Genomic DNA, 16,503 nt, shown 5'->3' with positions numbered 1-16,503 from the left:
TTGTTATCTTTTAAAAAAAGCTGATCTAACAACAGGTTAGCTCAGCCTTTTTAGATGATAATATGACTTCAGTTTATGCAGTGTGCATACTTTGGGGATTTGTTTGACTCCGTTTACGCGCTAACACCAACTTGCTATAGATTAAGGCAATAACAAAATAAATGGCTTGAGTAACAACAATGGTTGGCCCTGTCGTTGCATTAATATGGAAGCTAAGAATAGTGCCAATCACGCTAGATGTGACTGAGGCGATAATGGCGACGATCAGCATTTTGCCAAAACTACGGCAAAGAACGAACGCAATAATCCCCGGCGAAATCAGCATGGCAATAACAAGAATGATCCCAACGGCTTGCAGTGATGCCACAATGGTTAAGGCCAATAACGACAACAGTCCATAATGAATCAACTTAACGGGCAAGCCAATTACGCGGGCTTGGTTCGGGTCAAAGCAATACAGCATAAAGTCTTTGCGTTTTAGCAAGATGATTGCAATGGTGATCCCAGCAAACAGTAATATTTGTTTAAATTCACTGTCCGTGATCCCCAGAATATCACCAAATAGGATATGCGTTAGGTGCTGCTCTGTATCGATTTTGGCGAACATCACTAAACCGATGGCAAACATCCCTGAAAATACAATCCCCATGACAGTGTCTTCTTTTATTCGGCTATTTTCTTTGAGGTAACCCGTCGCGACAGCGCAGAATAACCCTGAAGCGAATGCCCCAATAGCCAAAGGAATACCGAGCAGAGAAGCAATAATGATCCCCGGTAAAACGGCATGGGAAATGGCATCCCCCATGAGTGACCAGCCTTTTAACACTAAAAAGCAAGATAAAATAGCGCACACAGTGCCTGTTACGATGGCGGTAATTAACGCTTTTTGCATAAACGGAAAGGCGAAGGGAGCCATCAATAAGTCAATAAAATCACTCATGAGAGGCTCCTTGCTGGTGTAATCGAGCCACTTCTTTTTTCGCCTTGCGACGAGAGGCAAAAATACCGTGCTTTGGTGCAAAGAAGAAAGCCAATAAGAAAATAATGGTTTGTAACGTGACGATTAATCCGCCCGTAGCCCCATTAAGGTAGTAGCTGATATACGCCCCAACTGCGCTGGTAACAGTACCAATGGCTACAGAGATAATTAACAATCGTTTAAACTGATCTGTCAATAAATAGGCTGTAGCACCTGGCGTGACAACCATTGCAATCACCAAGATTGCCCCAACGGTTTGCAGCGCGGCAACGGTACAAGCGCTTAATAATGTAAAGAAAATGATTTTTAAGCGTAATGGATTTAAACCAATGGAACGCGCGTGGCTTTCATCAAAAAAGACAGCTAAAAGGTCCTTCCATAAGCATAATAAAACGATGAATGATACACCGATAATAATTTCAACTTGAAGCACATCCGCATCCGCAATCCCTAAAATATTACCGAAGATAATACTTTGCACATTTACCGATGTTGGGTTCAATGAAACAATTAATAAGCCTGCGGCGAAGAACGTGGAAAAGATAAAGCCGATAACAGCATCTTCACGCAGACGAGTTAAATGTTTTATCAATGTCATGGCAAGTGCAGCGAGGATCCCCGTAAAAAAAGCACCCGCAGCATAAGGTAAGCCTAATGCATAAGCCCCTGCCACCCCGGGAACAACAGAGTGGGAAAGAGCGTCTCCCATCAATGACCAGCCTTTTAACATTAAATACGCGGATAAAAACGCACAGACGGCACCGACAATGGCACTCACCCAAATGGCTTTTATCATAAAATCGTATTTAAAAGGCTCTAATAACAAATCAATCATTCTTCACCCTTTGGCTGATTTTTTCTCACCGGTGCATCGTGATCATGACCATAGAAAACAGCCGCTCGTTCATCATCGGTAATAACCGTAATTGAACGCGGGTCATCATCGTCATGCAGTTCTTGCCCTGACAGGTTGATGTGGCGTAGAACACCACCAAAGGCTTGCTGAAGGTTTCTTTGGGTGAACGTGGTTTCCGTTGGGCCACTGGCTAATACAGTACGATTAATCAAAATGACTTGGTCACAAAACTCGGGAACGCTCCCTAAGTTATGTGTAGAAACCAAAATTAAATGCCCTTCATCACGTAAGCTGCGAAGCAGGTCGATGATGGCATTTTCAGTTTTTACATCGACACCTGTAAACGGTTCATCTAAAAGTAAAACTTTACCTTGTTGGGCAAGGGCACGAGCCAAAAAAACCCGTTTTTTCTGCCCACCTGAAAGTTCACCAATTTGCCGATGTTCAAGACCGGCGAGGTCAACACGCTCAAGCGCCATCTTCACGGCGTCTTTGTCTTCTTTTTTGGGGATACGGAAAAAACCCATTTTCCCGTAGCGCCCCATCATGACCACATCGGATACCAGAACAGGAAAATTCCAGTCAACTTCCTCTGTTTGTGGAACATAGGCGATGACGTTCTCTTTTAACGCCGCTTTAATAGGTTGAGCATTTAATGTGACGCTACCAGATGATGGGGTGACGAGCCCCATAATAGTTTTAAATAGCGTCGATTTACCACTACCATTTACCCCAACGAGTGCACAAATAGAGCCACCTGTGATATTAAAACTCGCATCATAAATTGCGGTGTGACCGTTGTTGTATGTCACGGTTGCATCGTCAACGACCAAATTTGGGTGCTCAAACTGATTAGAGTGATTCATATTACTGTGAAAATCCTTTAGCTATCGTGTCTACAGTGGTTTTTAACAGGTCGATATAAGTTGGTACAGGGCCATCTGCGGTAGAAAGTGAGTCCACGTATAGAATGCCGCCGTATTTAGCCCCTGTCTCTTTACTGACTTGGCGGGCAGGTTTGTCTGAAATAGTGCTCTCACTAAATACAACGGGGATATTATATTGACGTACGGTATCAATCACTTTTTTGACTTGCTGTGGCGAGCCTTGCTCTTCCGCATTGATTGGCCATAAGTAGACTTCTTTAAAGCCATAATCCTTCGTTAGATAGCTAAATGCACCTTCACTGGATACTAACCAGCGCTCATTTTCTGGAATGCGGTTTAAACGTTCACGCAGTGGCGCGTCAAGGGCTTCAATTTGTTGCGTGTAGTTTTTGGCATTGGTATTGTAGGTTTCAGCATTCTCAGGGTCATATTTAACCAATGCTTGGCGAATGTTTTCGATATAAATTTTTGCATTCGCAGGAGACATCCAAGCATGCGGATTTGGGTTATCTTTGTATTCACCTTCGCGAATTGGCATTGGTTCAATACCTTCGGTAACAATGACCGCAGGGACATTTTTGAGGTTTTCGAAGAAACGTTGGAACCAAACCTCTAAATTCATGCCATTCCATAGGATTAAATCGGCATCATATGCCTTCATAATATCTTTTGGTGTGGGTTGGTACCCGTGAATTTCAGCACCTGGCTTTGTAATTGACTCGACAATTGCCGCGTCTCCGGCTACATTTTGAGCAATATCTTGAATGATGGTAAACGTAGTGACCACTTTAAATTTTTTAGCAAACGCAGGTTGGCTAATAAAGAGCATTGCAGCTAATGCAAATACGGTGGTGAGTAAAGGTGCAGATAATCGAGATAAATTCTTCTTCATAAAAGTTGACCCTGACATTTTAGGCTTAACATTTTTTAACAGTATGGTTTATAACAATTCCATTTTATAACTCAACTGATAATGATTATCAATATCAGTTGTAAAAATAAACATAAAAAATGAGGAATTGCATCTATAGTTATTATTGGTTTTTATCACTCATTATTAATTTGTATGACTAAAACACGTCCTGAAGTAAAAGTTAAGTAAAAATTATTTTATTTTTCTTGGGATTAGTTATTCTCCCGTTGGCTTTGATAGCAGAGGATACAACAGTGAAAAAAATAATCAGCGGTGCTTTTGTGCTACTGCTACTTGCCGGTTGCTCCAGTGAGCCAGATAGGCAAACAACGAAAACGCGGATGTTGGATGACCAAAACAGGTTGCCAACAACAGCACAAAATACCTCATTCCCACGAACGCCGTTTGATGAATTCATTCGCGACTCTGCATCGCGTTATAGCGTCGATGAAACGCTTATTAGGGCAATTATTGAGGTTGAATCTAATTTTAGGCCAGAAGTAGTGAGCAAATCGAATGCGATTGGCTTAATGCAGATTAAAGCCTCAACAGCAGGGCGTGATGCTTATCGTTTCCAAGGTAAATCTGGCGAACCCAGCTCCAGTGATTTAAAAGACCCTCGGAAAAATATCGATATTGGCACAGCCTATATTCGGATATTAAGAGACCAGCACCTTGCAGGAATAAACCACCCACAAACACTGTATTACGCAACGGTTGTTGCATACGTGAATGGGGCTGGAGCATTACTAAGAACCTTTGATAACGATAAAGGTAGGGCGATAGCGATGATTAACAATTTATCACCTGAAGAATTTTATCAGCATGTACAATCTAAGCACCCAGCACCGCAAGCCCCACGTTATTTGTGGAAAGTTAAAAATGCTTACAATGCCTTAGCGATGTCTTATTGATATTCCGTTAATAAGTGTGGGAGTTGCGCGATAATTTCAACGATACCGTTGATAACAAATTGCACTCCCATACAAATTAATAAAAAGCCCATTACGCGAGCAATCGCATCAATACCACTATTTCCTAACCATCTCATAATTGACGTTGCGCCTCGCAAACCAATCCACACAATTAAACTGGCTAAAAGAAAGGTAATGATGGGCGCCACTTTAAGCACCCAAGGTGCAAAGGTTACGTTCCCTTGCAGCGATGCGGTTGAACTGATGATCATCGCAATGGTACCCGGCCCCGCGGTACTTGGCATAGCTAAAGGAACAAAGGCGATATTTGGTGATTCTTGGCGTTTTTTGGGCACACTCGGGTCATCTAATGGTGTTGTAGATGAATCATCTGATGAATCATTATTAGGAAACAGCATACCAAAACCAATAAAAGCAACAATTAACCCACCTGCAATACGTAAACCTGGTATTGATATACCAAATGTATTCATCACAAGTTGGCCAGCATAAAAAGCAATGGTCATTATGGCAAAAACATAGATTGAGGCGAGAAAAGCTTGGTGATTGCGTTGCTCTTTAGTCATATTGGCTGAAATGCTCAACATGACCGCAATTGCTGTTAATGGGTTAGCAAGAGGAAGGAGCAAAACAAGGCCAATACCAACGGCTTGAAAGAGTTCTAGGAAATTTGTCATAGTGATTAAATTCAAGCTCCTAATAAATGTAAGTGAGTTTCCTTATCCTAAATAATAACAAAAATTGTTATAGATCTGTATCTTAGCATTTTTAGTTACATAAATGTTTTATTATTGAATCGGAATAAATGCAATGAATATTAGGGATAAGTGCGTACTATAATTCATCAGCGAATGGCTTGAGTTGTTCACATTAACTGTGGATAACTGCCGCATTCATTTGTGAATAACCTAGATAAATACTTAACTTACAATTGGATAGCTGCTTGTGCTAAAAGTATGCAATTTTGATAGGCAAAAAAAAACCTTCTTATGGGGGTCATAAAAAGGTCAAGGGCATCTATTAACAGGTTGTCTAATGTCGATGTGTTAAACAGTATATCCTTTGCAATGTGATTTACTGATAATTTATGTAAATTCGTTAAAAGATATTTTTTTAATAAATAAAAAGAGAGAAAGTTTATGCTGACTGGCATTAATCATTTAACGTTGGCCGTAAGTGACATATCTAAAAGCATTTATTTTTATCAATCATTATTAGGTATGAAATTACACGCTAAGTGGAAAAATGGGGCGTATATTTCGTGTGGTGATTTATGGCTGTGCTTGTCCGTTGATACATCACGTCGATATTCATCACCAAGTGAAACAGATTACACTCACTATGCATTTTCCATATCGAAGGCTAACTTCCCTCTGCTGGTCAATGCGCTAAAAGAAAACGAAACTATGATGTGGAAAGAAAATAAGAGTGAAGGGGACTCTTTTTATTTTCTCGATCCAGATGGACATAAATTAGAGTTACATGTTGGTGATTTAAACCAACGTTTAAAAAGTTGCCAATTCGCACCTTATGACGGCATGGAATTTTATTAACTAATAATAAGGTTAACATGGGAATCTTAACGCTTTCTACAATAGACAATGATGAGCAGCAACTGGTCCGGTTACTCATTGATAGTGTTGAACATGGTGCTTCTGTGGGGTTTCTCGCACCTTTATCTATTGATGAAGCCTTGGGTTATTGGCAACAAGTAAAGTCAGATTTAATGCAAAAAAAACGTTTTCTTATGGTGTGTATTGAAGATGAGAAAATAGTAGGTGCTATACAAATTGCATTATGCTTAAAAGCGAATGGGCTGCATCGTGGTGATGTTGAAAAATTGATGGTCCATAGCCAATTTCGGCAACGCGGGATTGCAACGGAGTTACTCAATTATGCCGAGAAAATAGCATGGGAAAATCATCGGACTTTATTAGTGCTTGATACCCGTAGTCAAGATGTCGCATCAGCGTTATATCGAAAGCAAGGATACATTGAGGTTGGTGAAATTCCACGCTTTGTGGTTAATTCACAAGGTCAATTTGAAGGGACGACACTTTTTTATAAGCAATTAGCTTAAAACCGTCTCATTAAATTGGAAAGATAAGGTTTCTTTAAATAGCCGAAAGTCGCTAGAATTTTCTTTACAAAGTATTTTTAATTTTAAAAATTGCTTTACGCACAATTGTATATCCTATGCTCAAGTTATTTTGAATTGTAGGATTGAGAATGAAAAAGCTGATAGCGACGTTTGCTGGAACATCAATGTTAATTATTTTAGCTATCGCAATAATGCTCATTGTTTTTCCTCAGCAATGGAAACAAAATATTTACCCCAGTTTGTCACAGGTGATCCCGGCATCATTAAGTTCTGTATTACCTCAAGGTCTTGTCAGCAATAATGTTTGCGATAGTTTGCAAAATAACCTGCAAAGTTTTGCTGATTACCTGAAGGTGAATCAGGATGTTGTGGATATAAAAGGCATGAACAGTCTGGATGAACAACTAGCAAATATACAAGCTAGGGTAGACTCGATGCCTTCAGATGTTCGTAATATGGTATGCCAACAGGAATACAGTAAATTAGAAGGCTTAAAGAGTGTGTTTTCATTAGGGCACAGTAATTAATTTTTTGAGTTTGTTATTCCACGTCACAATAGACAACACAAAGTTCCCTCGTTGTTTTATGATATGCTGATTAACCTCATTTAGAGTTAAAGGCAGCATAATGAGAATTTTAAAATACCCATTATTAAACTGGCTAGTCGCCAATGGTGTAGCGGTTTATTTCTTATTCAAACACGATGCTTTAGTTTGGCAGTTTTCAGGTTGGATGGGGATCCTCGGTATCTTAGTTGCGCTTGAAAGTGTCAGTTGGGTGGCAACAAGCTTATTTTATTTTTATAAACATAAAACATCGCCAAATCCTAGTGTTCAAGCAACGCACCTTGTTACTAATGGTCCCTATCGACTATCCCGAAACCCAATGTATTTAGCGTTCACTTCCATGAGCTTAGCATTGGCTTTTTTTGCGCATTCACCTTACTTTTTAGTTTCAGGGCTCGTCTTTTGGTTGATGACAGATTTGTATACCATCCCGCAAGAAGAACGCTTTTTATCAGTTACATTCAGTGAAGAATGGGAACGTTATCGCAAACAGACTCGACGTTGGTTATAAAATAATGTTAATGAGACGCTTTATCAATTATATTAATCATTACTTTTTGATTTGATTATTAGGAATATCAATGAACTATCAAGTTGCACCATTTTGGATTAACTCAGGAAAATTAGCGTGCTTGATTGTAATAAGCCTGTTTCTGGGTTTTTTTTCAGTTAGTGGGTTTATTGTGTATTTGCTGGCTATCGGTGTGGTATGGGCAGTCGTCGTTTCTTTTAAAATTCATGCAATGAAAGAAAAGGGGCTTATTTTAAAAAACAGTGATATTTCGGATTGGATGGTTTATATCCAAGGCATTCCAGTTGAAGAGAAAAGACAATCTTTAGCGAACCCTTGTTTTGCTATTTTACAACAGGGACACTCATTCTTTGGTAACGCACTTATTTTAAGAGCGCTTATTCAAGCTATACTTTTTGTGTATATTCTTCAGCAAATCTATTTTGTGAATGCTATTTACGTGCAGGTATTCGCTTTAATCTTTGAAGCATATATTTTGTATTCATTATGGAATACCCTTCAAAACTATATCGCGATTAAACAAAATAAGATTATTACTGAAGAATTAGTCGCACCTAGTGGATCACATTGGTATCGCCTTTCATTCGTGAAAAAAGAAAAACGAATTCCTGCCTTGGAGAGTTTATTCGCCATTTAATCGGGAAGGTGTTGATTCTTCATGTATTGAGACACAATAAACGCCTTTGCGCTATCGCCATAAAATATGTCTGTGTTATCATTGATAATTGAGTAACTAGCGATGTATCAATTTTTGTTGATTTAAATTACCTATAATTGTGTACATATCTCGCACAGTGAAGTGAGAAATCGTTAGTAACGTATTGATTTATAAACTTTGGAATAATCAAGCAAGTGATCTGGCGTGTGGGTCACCACTGCTGATAAGGATTTTTTAATGCCTGTTATTACTCTTCCTGATGGAAGTCAGCGTCAGTTTGACCATCCTGTTTCTGTGATGGACGTGGCTCGCGATATTGGCGCGGGTTTAGCAAAAGCATGTATCGCTGGTCGCATCAATGGCGAACGTGTTGATGCATGTGAAATGATTGAACATGATGCAAACGTGTCCATTATTACGAGTAAAGATGATGACGGACTCGAAATTATTCGTCACTCTTGTGCCCACTTATTGGGTCATGCAATCAAACAATTATGGCCAAACACCAAAATGGCTATTGGTCCAACTATCGATAATGGTTTTTACTATGATATCGATTTAGACCATATGCTGACTCAGGAAGATTTGGAAAAGCTTGAAAAGCGTATGCTTGAGCTTGCCAAAACAGATTATGACGTGGTGAAAAAACGTGTTTCTTGGGCAGAAGCTCGCGAGACATTTGTTGCCCGTGGCGAAGACTATAAAGTCGAAATCTTGGATCAAAATATTAGCCAAGACGACCGCCCTGGTTTATATCATCACGAAGAATATGTGGATATGTGCCGTGGCCCGCACGTACCGAATATGCGTTTTTGCCACCACTTTAAATTACAAAAAGTGGCAGGTGCCTACTGGCGTGGCAACAGCGATAACAAAATGCTGCAACGTATTTATGGCACAGCATGGGCTGATAAAAAACAATTAGCGGCTTATTTATTACGTTTAGAAGAAGCTGCTAAACGCGATCACCGTAAAATTGGTAAACAGTTAGACTTATACCACATGCAAGAAGAAGCGCCGGGTATGGCATTCTGGCATAACGATGGTTGGACAATCTTCCGTGAACTGGAAACTTTTGTACGTACAAAGCTGAAAGCATATAACTATCAGGAAGTTAAAGGCCCATTCATGATGGACCGCGTACTGTGGGAAAAAACAGGTCACTGGGAAAACTACAAAGATGCGATGTTCACTACATCTTCTGAAAACCGTGAATATTGTGTTAAGCCAATGAACTGCCCAGGTCACGTACAGATTTTCAATCAAGGTTTAAAATCTTACCGTGATTTACCACTGCGTATGGCAGAGTTTGGTAGCTGTCACCGTAATGAGCCATCAGGTGCACTGCACGGTTTAATGCGTGTACGTGGCTTTACGCAGGATGATGCGCATATCTTCTGTACTGAAGAGCAAATCTTAAATGAAGTGACTAGCTGTATTGAAATGATTTATGACGTTTATGCGACATTCGGTTTTGAGAAAATTGTCGTTAAACTGTCAACTCGTCCTGAAAAACGCATCGGTACTGATGAGATGTGGGATAAGGCTGAGGAAGATTTAGCGAATGCACTGAAATCAAAAGGTATTGAATTTGAATATCAGCCGGGTGAAGGCGCATTCTACGGCCCGAAAATTGAGTTTACACTGTACGACTGCCTTGACCGTGCATGGCAATGCGGTACTGTTCAGTTAGACTTCTTTTTACCGGGTCGTTTAACAGCTTCCTATGTGGGCGAAAACAATGAACGCATCGTTCCTGTTATGATCCACCGTGCAGTGTTGGGTTCATTAGAACGCTTCATCGGGATCTTAACTGAAGAGTATGCAGGTTTCTTCCCAACATGGTTAGCACCACAACAAGTGGTTGTTATGAACATTACAGACGGCCAAGCCGACTATGTTCAAGAATTAGTAAGCAAGCTGCAAAGTGTTGGCATTCGTGCGAAAGCGGACTTACGTAACGAGAAAATCGGCTTTAAGATCCGCGAACACACACTGCGTCGTGTCCCTTATATGTTAGTCTGTGGTGATAAAGAAGTTGAATCAGGTAAAGTTGCCGTACGTACCCGTCGTGGTAAAGATTTAGGCAGCATTGATGTCAACGAATTCACGACTGAACTGCTAAAAGAGATCCGCAGTCGTCAACTCAATCAGATGGAGGAATAAGGTATTAAAGGCGGAAAAAAACTCCCAACAGCACGTCCAAATCGTATTAACGACGAGATCCGTGCGACTGAAATCCGTGTCACTGGTTTAGACGGTGAGCAACTTGGCGTCATGAGTGTGCGTGAAGCACTCTTTAAAGCAGAGGAAGCAGGTGTCGACTTAGTCGAAATCAGCCCAAATGCTGAGCCGCCGGTTTGCCGTATTATGGATTACGGTAAATATCTTTATGAGAAGAGTAAGTCTCAGAAAGAACAAAAGAAAAAACAAAAAGTTGTTCAAGTGAAGGAAATTAAATTCCGTCCAGGAACAGACGAAGGGGACTACCAAGTTAAACTGCGTAGTCTAATTCGCTTTTTGGAAGAAGGTGACAAAGCCAAAGTTACGCTGCGTTTTCGTGGTCGTGAAATGGCTCACCAACAAATTGGTCTTGAAGTACTTAATCGTATTAAAGCTGATTTGGATGAACTGGCGTCAGTGGAATCATTCCCTTCAAGAATTGAAGGGCGCCAGATGATCATGGTATTGGCACCAAAGAAAAAATAATTAAGCCAGTATGGTAATAGTTAAACAGCGTTCATTTGGGCGCTGTTTAACGTATTTTTTCAGTAAAATGAGATAGCTTTACGTATGCTCGTTGCGCTTTTTTGAGTGTAAAACCGAGTATGAAATTGAGTATGAAATTGAGTATGAAATTGATAGTTTCGACCCTCCTGAGATTAAAAATCTTACGCAAACGCTAAGTTTTCAAATACATTAGCGTGAATTATTTCAAGATTTACTTGAGTAATTGGGCAAGAAGCATTAAAATCCGCGGTCGAATCGCTTTGTCGGTTTTTATAAACGCCGACGAACAAAGAATATCGTACGCACGTTAGGTTTTAATAATATAACGGGTGTATATGCTTGAGAGAATATGCAAATCTCTTTATCCAGTTGGAGGAATGAAGTATTAAAGGCGGAAAAAGAATCCCAACAACACGTCCAAATCGTATCAACGATGAAATCCGTGTTCCTGAGGTCCGTTTAACAGGTTTAGACGGTGAACAGTTAGGCATTATGAGCGCGCGTGAAGCGCTTGAAAAAGCTGAAGAAGCAGGTGTAGACCTTGTTGAAATCAGTCCAAATGCTGAACCGCCAGTTTGTCGTATTATGGACTACGGCAAATTCCTTTATGAGAAGAGCAAGTCTCAAAAAGAGCAGAAAAAGAAACAAAAAGTTGTTCAGGTGAAGGAACTTAAATTCCGCCCTGGTACGGATGAAGGCGATTATCAGGTCAAACTACGCAACCTGATCCGCTTCATAGAAGATGGTGATAAAGTTAAAGTAACACTGCGTTTTCGTGGTCGTGAAATGGCTCACCAACAGATCGGTATGGAGATGCTTAACCGCATCAAACAAGATCTGGAAGAGTTAGTTACTGTTGAATCATTTCCTTCAAGAATTGAAGGGCGTCAAATGATTATGGTGCTAGCACCGAAGAAGAAATAATTAGGCCTGCAAGTAATATTCATTCATAGCAATATGAACGTTATTCGCCTAGTTAATTCGTAGTTAATAACAATGCGAAGTTGGAAATTAAAGAAATGCCAAAGATTAAAACTGTACGTGGCGCAGCAAAGCGCTTTAAAAAAACTGCAGGCGGTGGCTTTAAGCGTAAGCATGCAAACCTTCGTCATATCCTGACTAAAAAGTCAACTAAGCGTAAACGCCATTTACGTCCGAAAGGAATGGTATCTAAAGGCGATCTGGGTCTGGTAGTTGCTTGCCTGCCTTACGCATAAGTAAACAATTTAGTTAATTAAGATAAAGACGATAGGAGATAGCTTATGGCTCGCGCAAAACGTGGTGTAATCGCACGTGCACGTCACAAAAAAATTCTGAAACAGGCGAAAGGTTACTATGGTGCACGTTCACGTGTTTACCGCGTAGCGTTTCAAGCGGTAATCAAAGCTGGTCAATACGCTTACCGTGACCGCCGTCAACGTAAACGTCAGTTCCGTCAACTGTGGATCGCGCGTATCAACGCTGCGGCTCGTCAGAACGGCCTGTCTTACAGCCGCTTCATCAATGGCTTGAAAAAAGCTTCAATTGAAATCGACCGTAAGATCTTAGCAGACATCGCAGTTTTCGATAAAGCAGCATTCACTGCTTTAGTTGAAAAAGCGAAAGGCGCTTTAGCTTAATTGTTTGCTTGAAAAGAGGAGGGTAACTTCCTCTTTTCATTTATAGTTATTTATGTTACTACTTTAATAACGTATTTTATTGGAAAGTTATCATATGCACGCTGTTATTTTTCGTTTCTTTTTTTACTTTAGCACCTGAGGTTCGGGGGCTTTTTCGCGTAAATAAAGAAGAAACGAAAAGTTACGCTAAAGCCTCCTTAGGGAGGCTTTTTTGTTTTTAGTTTAAGATTAAATACAGTAAAATCAGTTAAGTACTCATCCATTACTTAATGGAATGTGGAGCTTAATAAATTTAGTGAATAACTAGCAAAAGACCAAGTGGTCATAAAGGGGAAACAATGCCACATCTCGCTGAGTTGGTTGCACAGGCAAAAGCAGCCATTGAACAGGCCCAAGATGTTGCTACGTTAGAGTCAGTGCGTGTTGAATTTTTAGGCAAAAGTGGCCATTTCACACTCCAGATGAAAACGTTGCGTGATCTGCCAGCTGATGAACGTCCAGCAGCAGGGGCTGTGATAAATGAAGCCAAAGTACAGGTTCAAGATGCGCTGAATGCCCGTAAGGACGCGATGCAAGCAGAGATCCTCAATGCGCGTCTCGCATCTGAAAAAGTTGATGTGTCATTACCTGGGCGTCGTATGGAAAATGGTGGGTTACATCCCGTTACCCGTACAATTCAGCGAATTGAAGAGTTTTTTGGCGAGTTAGGTTTCTCTGTAGAGACTGGCCCTGAAATCGAAGATGATTATCATAACTTTGATGCATTAAATATTCCTGCGCATCACCCTGCACGTGCGGATCACGATACGTTTTGGTTTGATGCAAAACGTTTGTTACGTACTCAAACCTCAGGTGTGCAAATTCGTACGATGACTGAGCAACAGCCGCCAATCCGTATTATTGCCCCAGGCCGTGTTTACCGTAACGATTACGACCAAACGCACAGCCCGATGTTCCATCAAACAGAAGGCCTAATTGTTGATAAAGACATTAGCTTTACCAACTTAAAAGGCACGCTGCATGATTTCTTGAATAACTTCTTTGAAGAAGAAGTTCAGGTACGTTTCCGTCCATCTTATTTCCCGTTTACTGAGCCTTCAGCCGAAGTTGATGTGATGGGTAAAAACGGAAAGTGGTTGGAAGTATTAGGTTGCGGAATGGTACACCCAAATGTATTGCGCAATGTGGGTATTGATCCAGAAGTTTACTCCGGATTTGCATTCGGTATGGGAATGGAACGTCTGACAATGTTGCGTTACGGTGTTTCTGACCTACGTGCATTCTTCGAAAACGATCTTCGTTTCCTCAAACAGTTTAAATAAGGCGGGTTTATCTCATGAAATTCAGTGAACTCTGGTTACGCGAGTGGGTAAACCCGGCGATCAGTAGCGAAGCATTATCAGACCAAATCACTATGGCAGGCCTCGAAGTTGATGGCGTTGAAGGCGTTGCAGGTGAATTTCACGGCGTTGTTGTCGGTGAAGTGGTTGAATGTGGTCAACATCCAAATGCAGACAAGCTGCGTGTGACAAAAGTCAACGTAGGTGGTGAGCGTTTATTAGATATCGTTTGTGGCGCACCGAACTGCCGCCAAGGCCTAAAAGTTGCAGTAGCAACGGTTGGCGCGGTATTACCGGGTGACTTTAAAATTAAAGCCGCTAAATTACGTGGCGAGCCATCTGAAGGCATGTTGTGCTCATATTCAGAGCTGGGTATTTCAGATGACCACAGTGGCATCATTGAGTTACCACTCGATGCAACCATTGGTACCGATATCCGTGAATATTTAAAATTGGATGATAATGCTATCGAAATCAGCATTACACCAAACCGTGCTGATTGCCTTAGCATTTTAGGGGTTGCACGTGATGTGGCGGTTATCAATAAATTAGAATTAACTGAACCTGCAATTAATGCAGTTTCAGTCACCACGAAAGACACTTTCCCAATTCGTGTTGAAGCGCCAGAAGCCTGCCCTCGTTTTGTAGGTCGGGTGATTAAAAATATCAATGTTTCTGCGCCAACGCCATTATGGATGAAAGAAAAACTGCGCCGTGGCGGTGTTCGTTCTATTGATGCAGTTGTTGATATCACCAACTATGTCTTACTGGAAATGGGCCAACCGCAGCACGCTTACGATTTAGACCGTTTAGACGGTGCTATTGTTGCGCGTATGGCGAAAGACGGTGAAAAGCTGGTTCTGCTTGATGGCAGCGAAGCGACACTAAAATCAGATACGTTAGTGATTGCTGATGAATCGAAAGCATTGGGTATTGCGGGTATTTTTGGTGGTGAACACTCTGGTGTAAACACGGAAACAAAAAATATCTTATTAGAATGTGCATTCTTTAATCCACTGTCGATTACTGGCCGTGCTCGTAACTATGGCTTACATACGGATGCATCACACCGTTTTGAGCGTGGTGTAGACCCACAACTGCAATTCAAAGCGATTGAGCGCGCAACAGCGTTAATCGTGGAAATTTGCGGAGGTGAGGTTGGCGAAATTATTGATGTTACTAGCGAACAGCATTTACCAAAAGCGGCAAATATCAAACTGACTCGTCATAAATTAGACCGTTTAATTGGTCATTTTATCGAAGATAATTTAGTCACCGATATTTTAACTCGCTTAGGTTGCAAAGTCGTTGTCGCAGAAAATACCTGGGATGTGGTTGCGCCAAGCTGGCGCTTCGATATGCAAATCGAAGAAGATTTAGTCGAAGAAGTTGCACGTGTTTATGGTTACAACAGCATTCCTGATGTGCCATTACGTGCTGACCTCATAATGACTGACCATAAAGAAGCTAATTTGCCGTTAAAACGCATTAAAGCGATGTTAGTAGACCGTGGTTATCAAGAAGCGATTACTTATAGCTTCGTTGACCCGAAAGTTCAGGTGTTATTACACCCTGGTCAAGACGCATTGCTGTTACCAAATCCAATTTCGGCTGATATGTCTGCGATGCGTTTATCGCTCCTGACTGGTTTATTAAGCACAGTTGTCTATAATCAAAATCGTCAGCAGAATCGAATTCGTTTATTTGAAACAGGTTTGCGCTTTACGCCTGATAATCAAGCAGAATATGGAATTCGCCAAGAACCTATGCTTGCAGGTGTGATCACGGGCAATAGATTTGAAGAACATTGGTCATTAGATAAACAAGTTGTTGACTTCTTTGATTTAAAAGGTGATCTTGAAGCTGTTTTTGAATTGACTGGGAAACTAAATCAAATTACATTTAAATCTGAAGCACATCCTGCATTACATCCGGGGCAAAGTGCTGGGATTTATCTGGAAAATGAACATATTGGCTTTATCGGTGTTGTTCACCCAGAATTAGAACGTAAACTCGATTTAAATGGTCGTACGGTGGTGTTTGAGGTTCGTAGTGATGCGATAGCACAACGTGTCATCCCTGAAGCTAAGGCGATTTCACGCTATCCATCGAATCGCCGTGACATCGCTGTGGTCGTGCCAGAAAATGTAGCAGCTGCAGAAGTTTTAGCAGAGTGTAAAAAAGTTGGCATAAATCATATAGTTGGCATAAACTTGTTTGATGTGTATTGTGGTGAAGGGATAGCGGAGGGTTATAAGAGCCTTGCTATCAGTCTCGTCTTCCAAGATACCCAGCGTACGATGGAAGAAGAAGAGATTACCGCTACCGTTGATCTGTGTGTTGCTGCGTTAAAACAGCGATTCCAAGCCTCCTTGAGGGACTAAACC

General features: G+C 40.9%; 19 protein-coding genes and 1 other annotated feature. Of the genes, 14 read left to right on the top strand and 5 right to left on the bottom strand.

From position 1 onward, the window contains the following. Positions 1 to 73: 73 nt before the first annotated feature. Genes ABWP91_RS04900 through ABWP91_RS04885 form a run of 4 tightly spaced genes read right to left on the bottom strand, consistent with a single transcriptional unit; the run spans position 74 to position 3,614 of the window. The gene (locus ABWP91_RS04900) at positions 74 to 940 is read right to left on the bottom strand and encodes a metal ABC transporter permease (protein WP_353242302.1); all 867 of its coding nucleotides are present in this window, start codon (positions 938 to 940) and stop codon (positions 74 to 76) included. Next, positions 933 to 1,814 carry a metal ABC transporter permease gene (locus ABWP91_RS04895; protein WP_353242301.1) on the bottom strand — a complete coding sequence of 294 codons (882 nt, stop codon included), beginning with the start codon at positions 1,812 to 1,814 and terminating at the stop codon, positions 933 to 935. The genes ABWP91_RS04900 and ABWP91_RS04895 overlap by 8 nt, the downstream gene beginning before the upstream one ends. After that, positions 1,811 to 2,701: a manganese/iron ABC transporter ATP-binding protein gene (locus ABWP91_RS04890; protein WP_353242300.1), complete on the bottom strand. Its 891-nt coding sequence runs from the start codon at positions 2,699 to 2,701 to the stop codon at positions 1,811 to 1,813. The genes ABWP91_RS04895 and ABWP91_RS04890 overlap by 4 nt, the downstream gene beginning before the upstream one ends. Before the next feature lies 1 nt (position 2,702). Next, entirely contained in the window at positions 2,703 to 3,614 is a 912-nt protein-coding gene (locus tag ABWP91_RS04885) for a metal ABC transporter substrate-binding protein (RefSeq protein WP_353242299.1), read from the bottom strand. Positions 3,615 to 3,889: 275 nt separating this feature from the next. Here ABWP91_RS04885 and ABWP91_RS04880 point away from each other — a divergent pair, with 275 nt between their 5' ends. Next, positions 3,890 to 4,549 (top strand): transglycosylase SLT domain-containing protein, encoded by a 660-nt coding sequence (locus ABWP91_RS04880; RefSeq protein WP_353242298.1) that lies wholly within the window; start codon positions 3,890 to 3,892, stop codon positions 4,547 to 4,549. Here ABWP91_RS04880 and ABWP91_RS04875 read toward each other — a convergent pair. Continuing rightward, complete coding sequence (locus ABWP91_RS04875) at positions 4,543 to 5,247, bottom strand: MarC family NAAT transporter (protein WP_353242297.1); 705 nt, start codon at positions 5,245 to 5,247, stop codon at positions 4,543 to 4,545. The two genes, ABWP91_RS04880 and ABWP91_RS04875, sit on opposite strands and share 7 nt — an antisense overlap. 462 nt (positions 5,248 to 5,709) lie before the next feature. Between ABWP91_RS04875 and fos the strand changes: the two genes are divergently transcribed. From fos to pheT, 13 genes are all read left to right on the top strand, one after another. After that, positions 5,710 to 6,123, top strand: a complete 414-nt coding sequence (gene fos, locus ABWP91_RS04870; RefSeq protein WP_353242296.1) for a fosfomycin resistance glutathione transferase — start codon at positions 5,710 to 5,712, stop codon at positions 6,121 to 6,123. 17 nt (positions 6,124 to 6,140) lie between these two features. Continuing rightward, positions 6,141 to 6,650, top strand: a complete 510-nt coding sequence (locus ABWP91_RS04865) for a GNAT family N-acetyltransferase (RefSeq protein ID WP_353242295.1) — start codon at positions 6,141 to 6,143, stop codon at positions 6,648 to 6,650. A 149-nt stretch (positions 6,651 to 6,799) separates the two neighbouring features. Next, complete coding sequence (locus tag ABWP91_RS04860; protein WP_353242294.1) at positions 6,800 to 7,198, top strand: hypothetical protein; 399 nt, start codon at positions 6,800 to 6,802, stop codon at positions 7,196 to 7,198. A 100-nt stretch (positions 7,199 to 7,298) separates the two neighbouring features. Then, complete coding sequence (locus ABWP91_RS04855) at positions 7,299 to 7,748, top strand: methyltransferase family protein (RefSeq protein WP_353242293.1); 450 nt, start codon at positions 7,299 to 7,301, stop codon at positions 7,746 to 7,748. A gap of 70 nt (positions 7,749 to 7,818) precedes the next feature. Beyond that, complete coding sequence (locus tag ABWP91_RS04850; RefSeq protein ID WP_353242292.1) at positions 7,819 to 8,406, top strand: hypothetical protein; 588 nt, start codon at positions 7,819 to 7,821, stop codon at positions 8,404 to 8,406. Positions 8,407 to 8,664: 258 nt separating this feature from the next. Further along, positions 8,665 to 10,593, top strand: a complete 1,929-nt coding sequence (gene thrS / locus ABWP91_RS04845) for a threonine--tRNA ligase (protein ID WP_353242291.1) — start codon at positions 8,665 to 8,667, stop codon at positions 10,591 to 10,593. A 3-nt stretch (positions 10,594 to 10,596) separates the two neighbouring features. After that, positions 10,597 to 11,136 carry a translation initiation factor IF-3 gene (gene infC / locus ABWP91_RS04840; protein ID WP_353242564.1) on the top strand — a complete coding sequence of 180 codons (540 nt, stop codon included), beginning with the start codon at positions 10,597 to 10,599 and terminating at the stop codon, positions 11,134 to 11,136. 405 nt (positions 11,137 to 11,541) lie between these two features. After that, on the top strand, positions 11,542 to 12,081 hold the full coding sequence (infC, locus tag ABWP91_RS04835; RefSeq protein ID WP_219249470.1) for a translation initiation factor IF-3: 540 nt from the start codon (positions 11,542 to 11,544) through the stop codon (positions 12,079 to 12,081). A gap of 95 nt (positions 12,082 to 12,176) precedes the next feature. After that, a complete protein-coding gene (gene rpmI / locus ABWP91_RS04830) occupies positions 12,177 to 12,374 on the top strand; it encodes a 50S ribosomal protein L35 (protein ID WP_004263702.1) in 198 nt (65 codons plus the stop codon). Positions 12,375 to 12,419: 45 nt separating this feature from the next. Next, the gene (gene rplT / locus ABWP91_RS04825) at positions 12,420 to 12,776 is read left to right on the top strand and encodes a 50S ribosomal protein L20 (protein WP_004263714.1); all 357 of its coding nucleotides are present in this window, start codon (positions 12,420 to 12,422) and stop codon (positions 12,774 to 12,776) included. An 88-nt stretch (positions 12,777 to 12,864) separates the two neighbouring features. Then, positions 12,865 to 12,992: a sequence feature (Phe leader region), on the top strand. After that, positions 12,871 to 12,915: a pheST operon leader peptide PheM gene (gene pheM, locus ABWP91_RS04820; RefSeq protein ID WP_219249469.1), complete on the top strand. Its 45-nt coding sequence runs from the start codon at positions 12,871 to 12,873 to the stop codon at positions 12,913 to 12,915. Its footprint overlaps the feature before it by 45 nt. 122 nt (positions 12,993 to 13,114) lie before the next feature. Then, positions 13,115 to 14,098 (top strand): phenylalanine--tRNA ligase subunit alpha, encoded by a 984-nt coding sequence (pheS, locus tag ABWP91_RS04815; RefSeq protein ID WP_353242290.1) that lies wholly within the window; start codon positions 13,115 to 13,117, stop codon positions 14,096 to 14,098. Positions 14,099 to 14,112: 14 nt separating this feature from the next. Next, entirely contained in the window at positions 14,113 to 16,500 is a 2,388-nt protein-coding gene (gene pheT / locus ABWP91_RS04810) for a phenylalanine--tRNA ligase subunit beta (RefSeq protein WP_353242289.1), read from the top strand. Positions 16,501 to 16,503 lie beyond the last annotated feature (3 nt).

The sequence above is a fragment of the Providencia sp. genome (assembly GCF_040396775.1).
Lineage (GTDB): Bacteria > Pseudomonadota > Gammaproteobacteria > Enterobacterales > Enterobacteriaceae > Providencia.
This window is presented reverse-complemented; position numbering and strand designations above follow the sequence as displayed.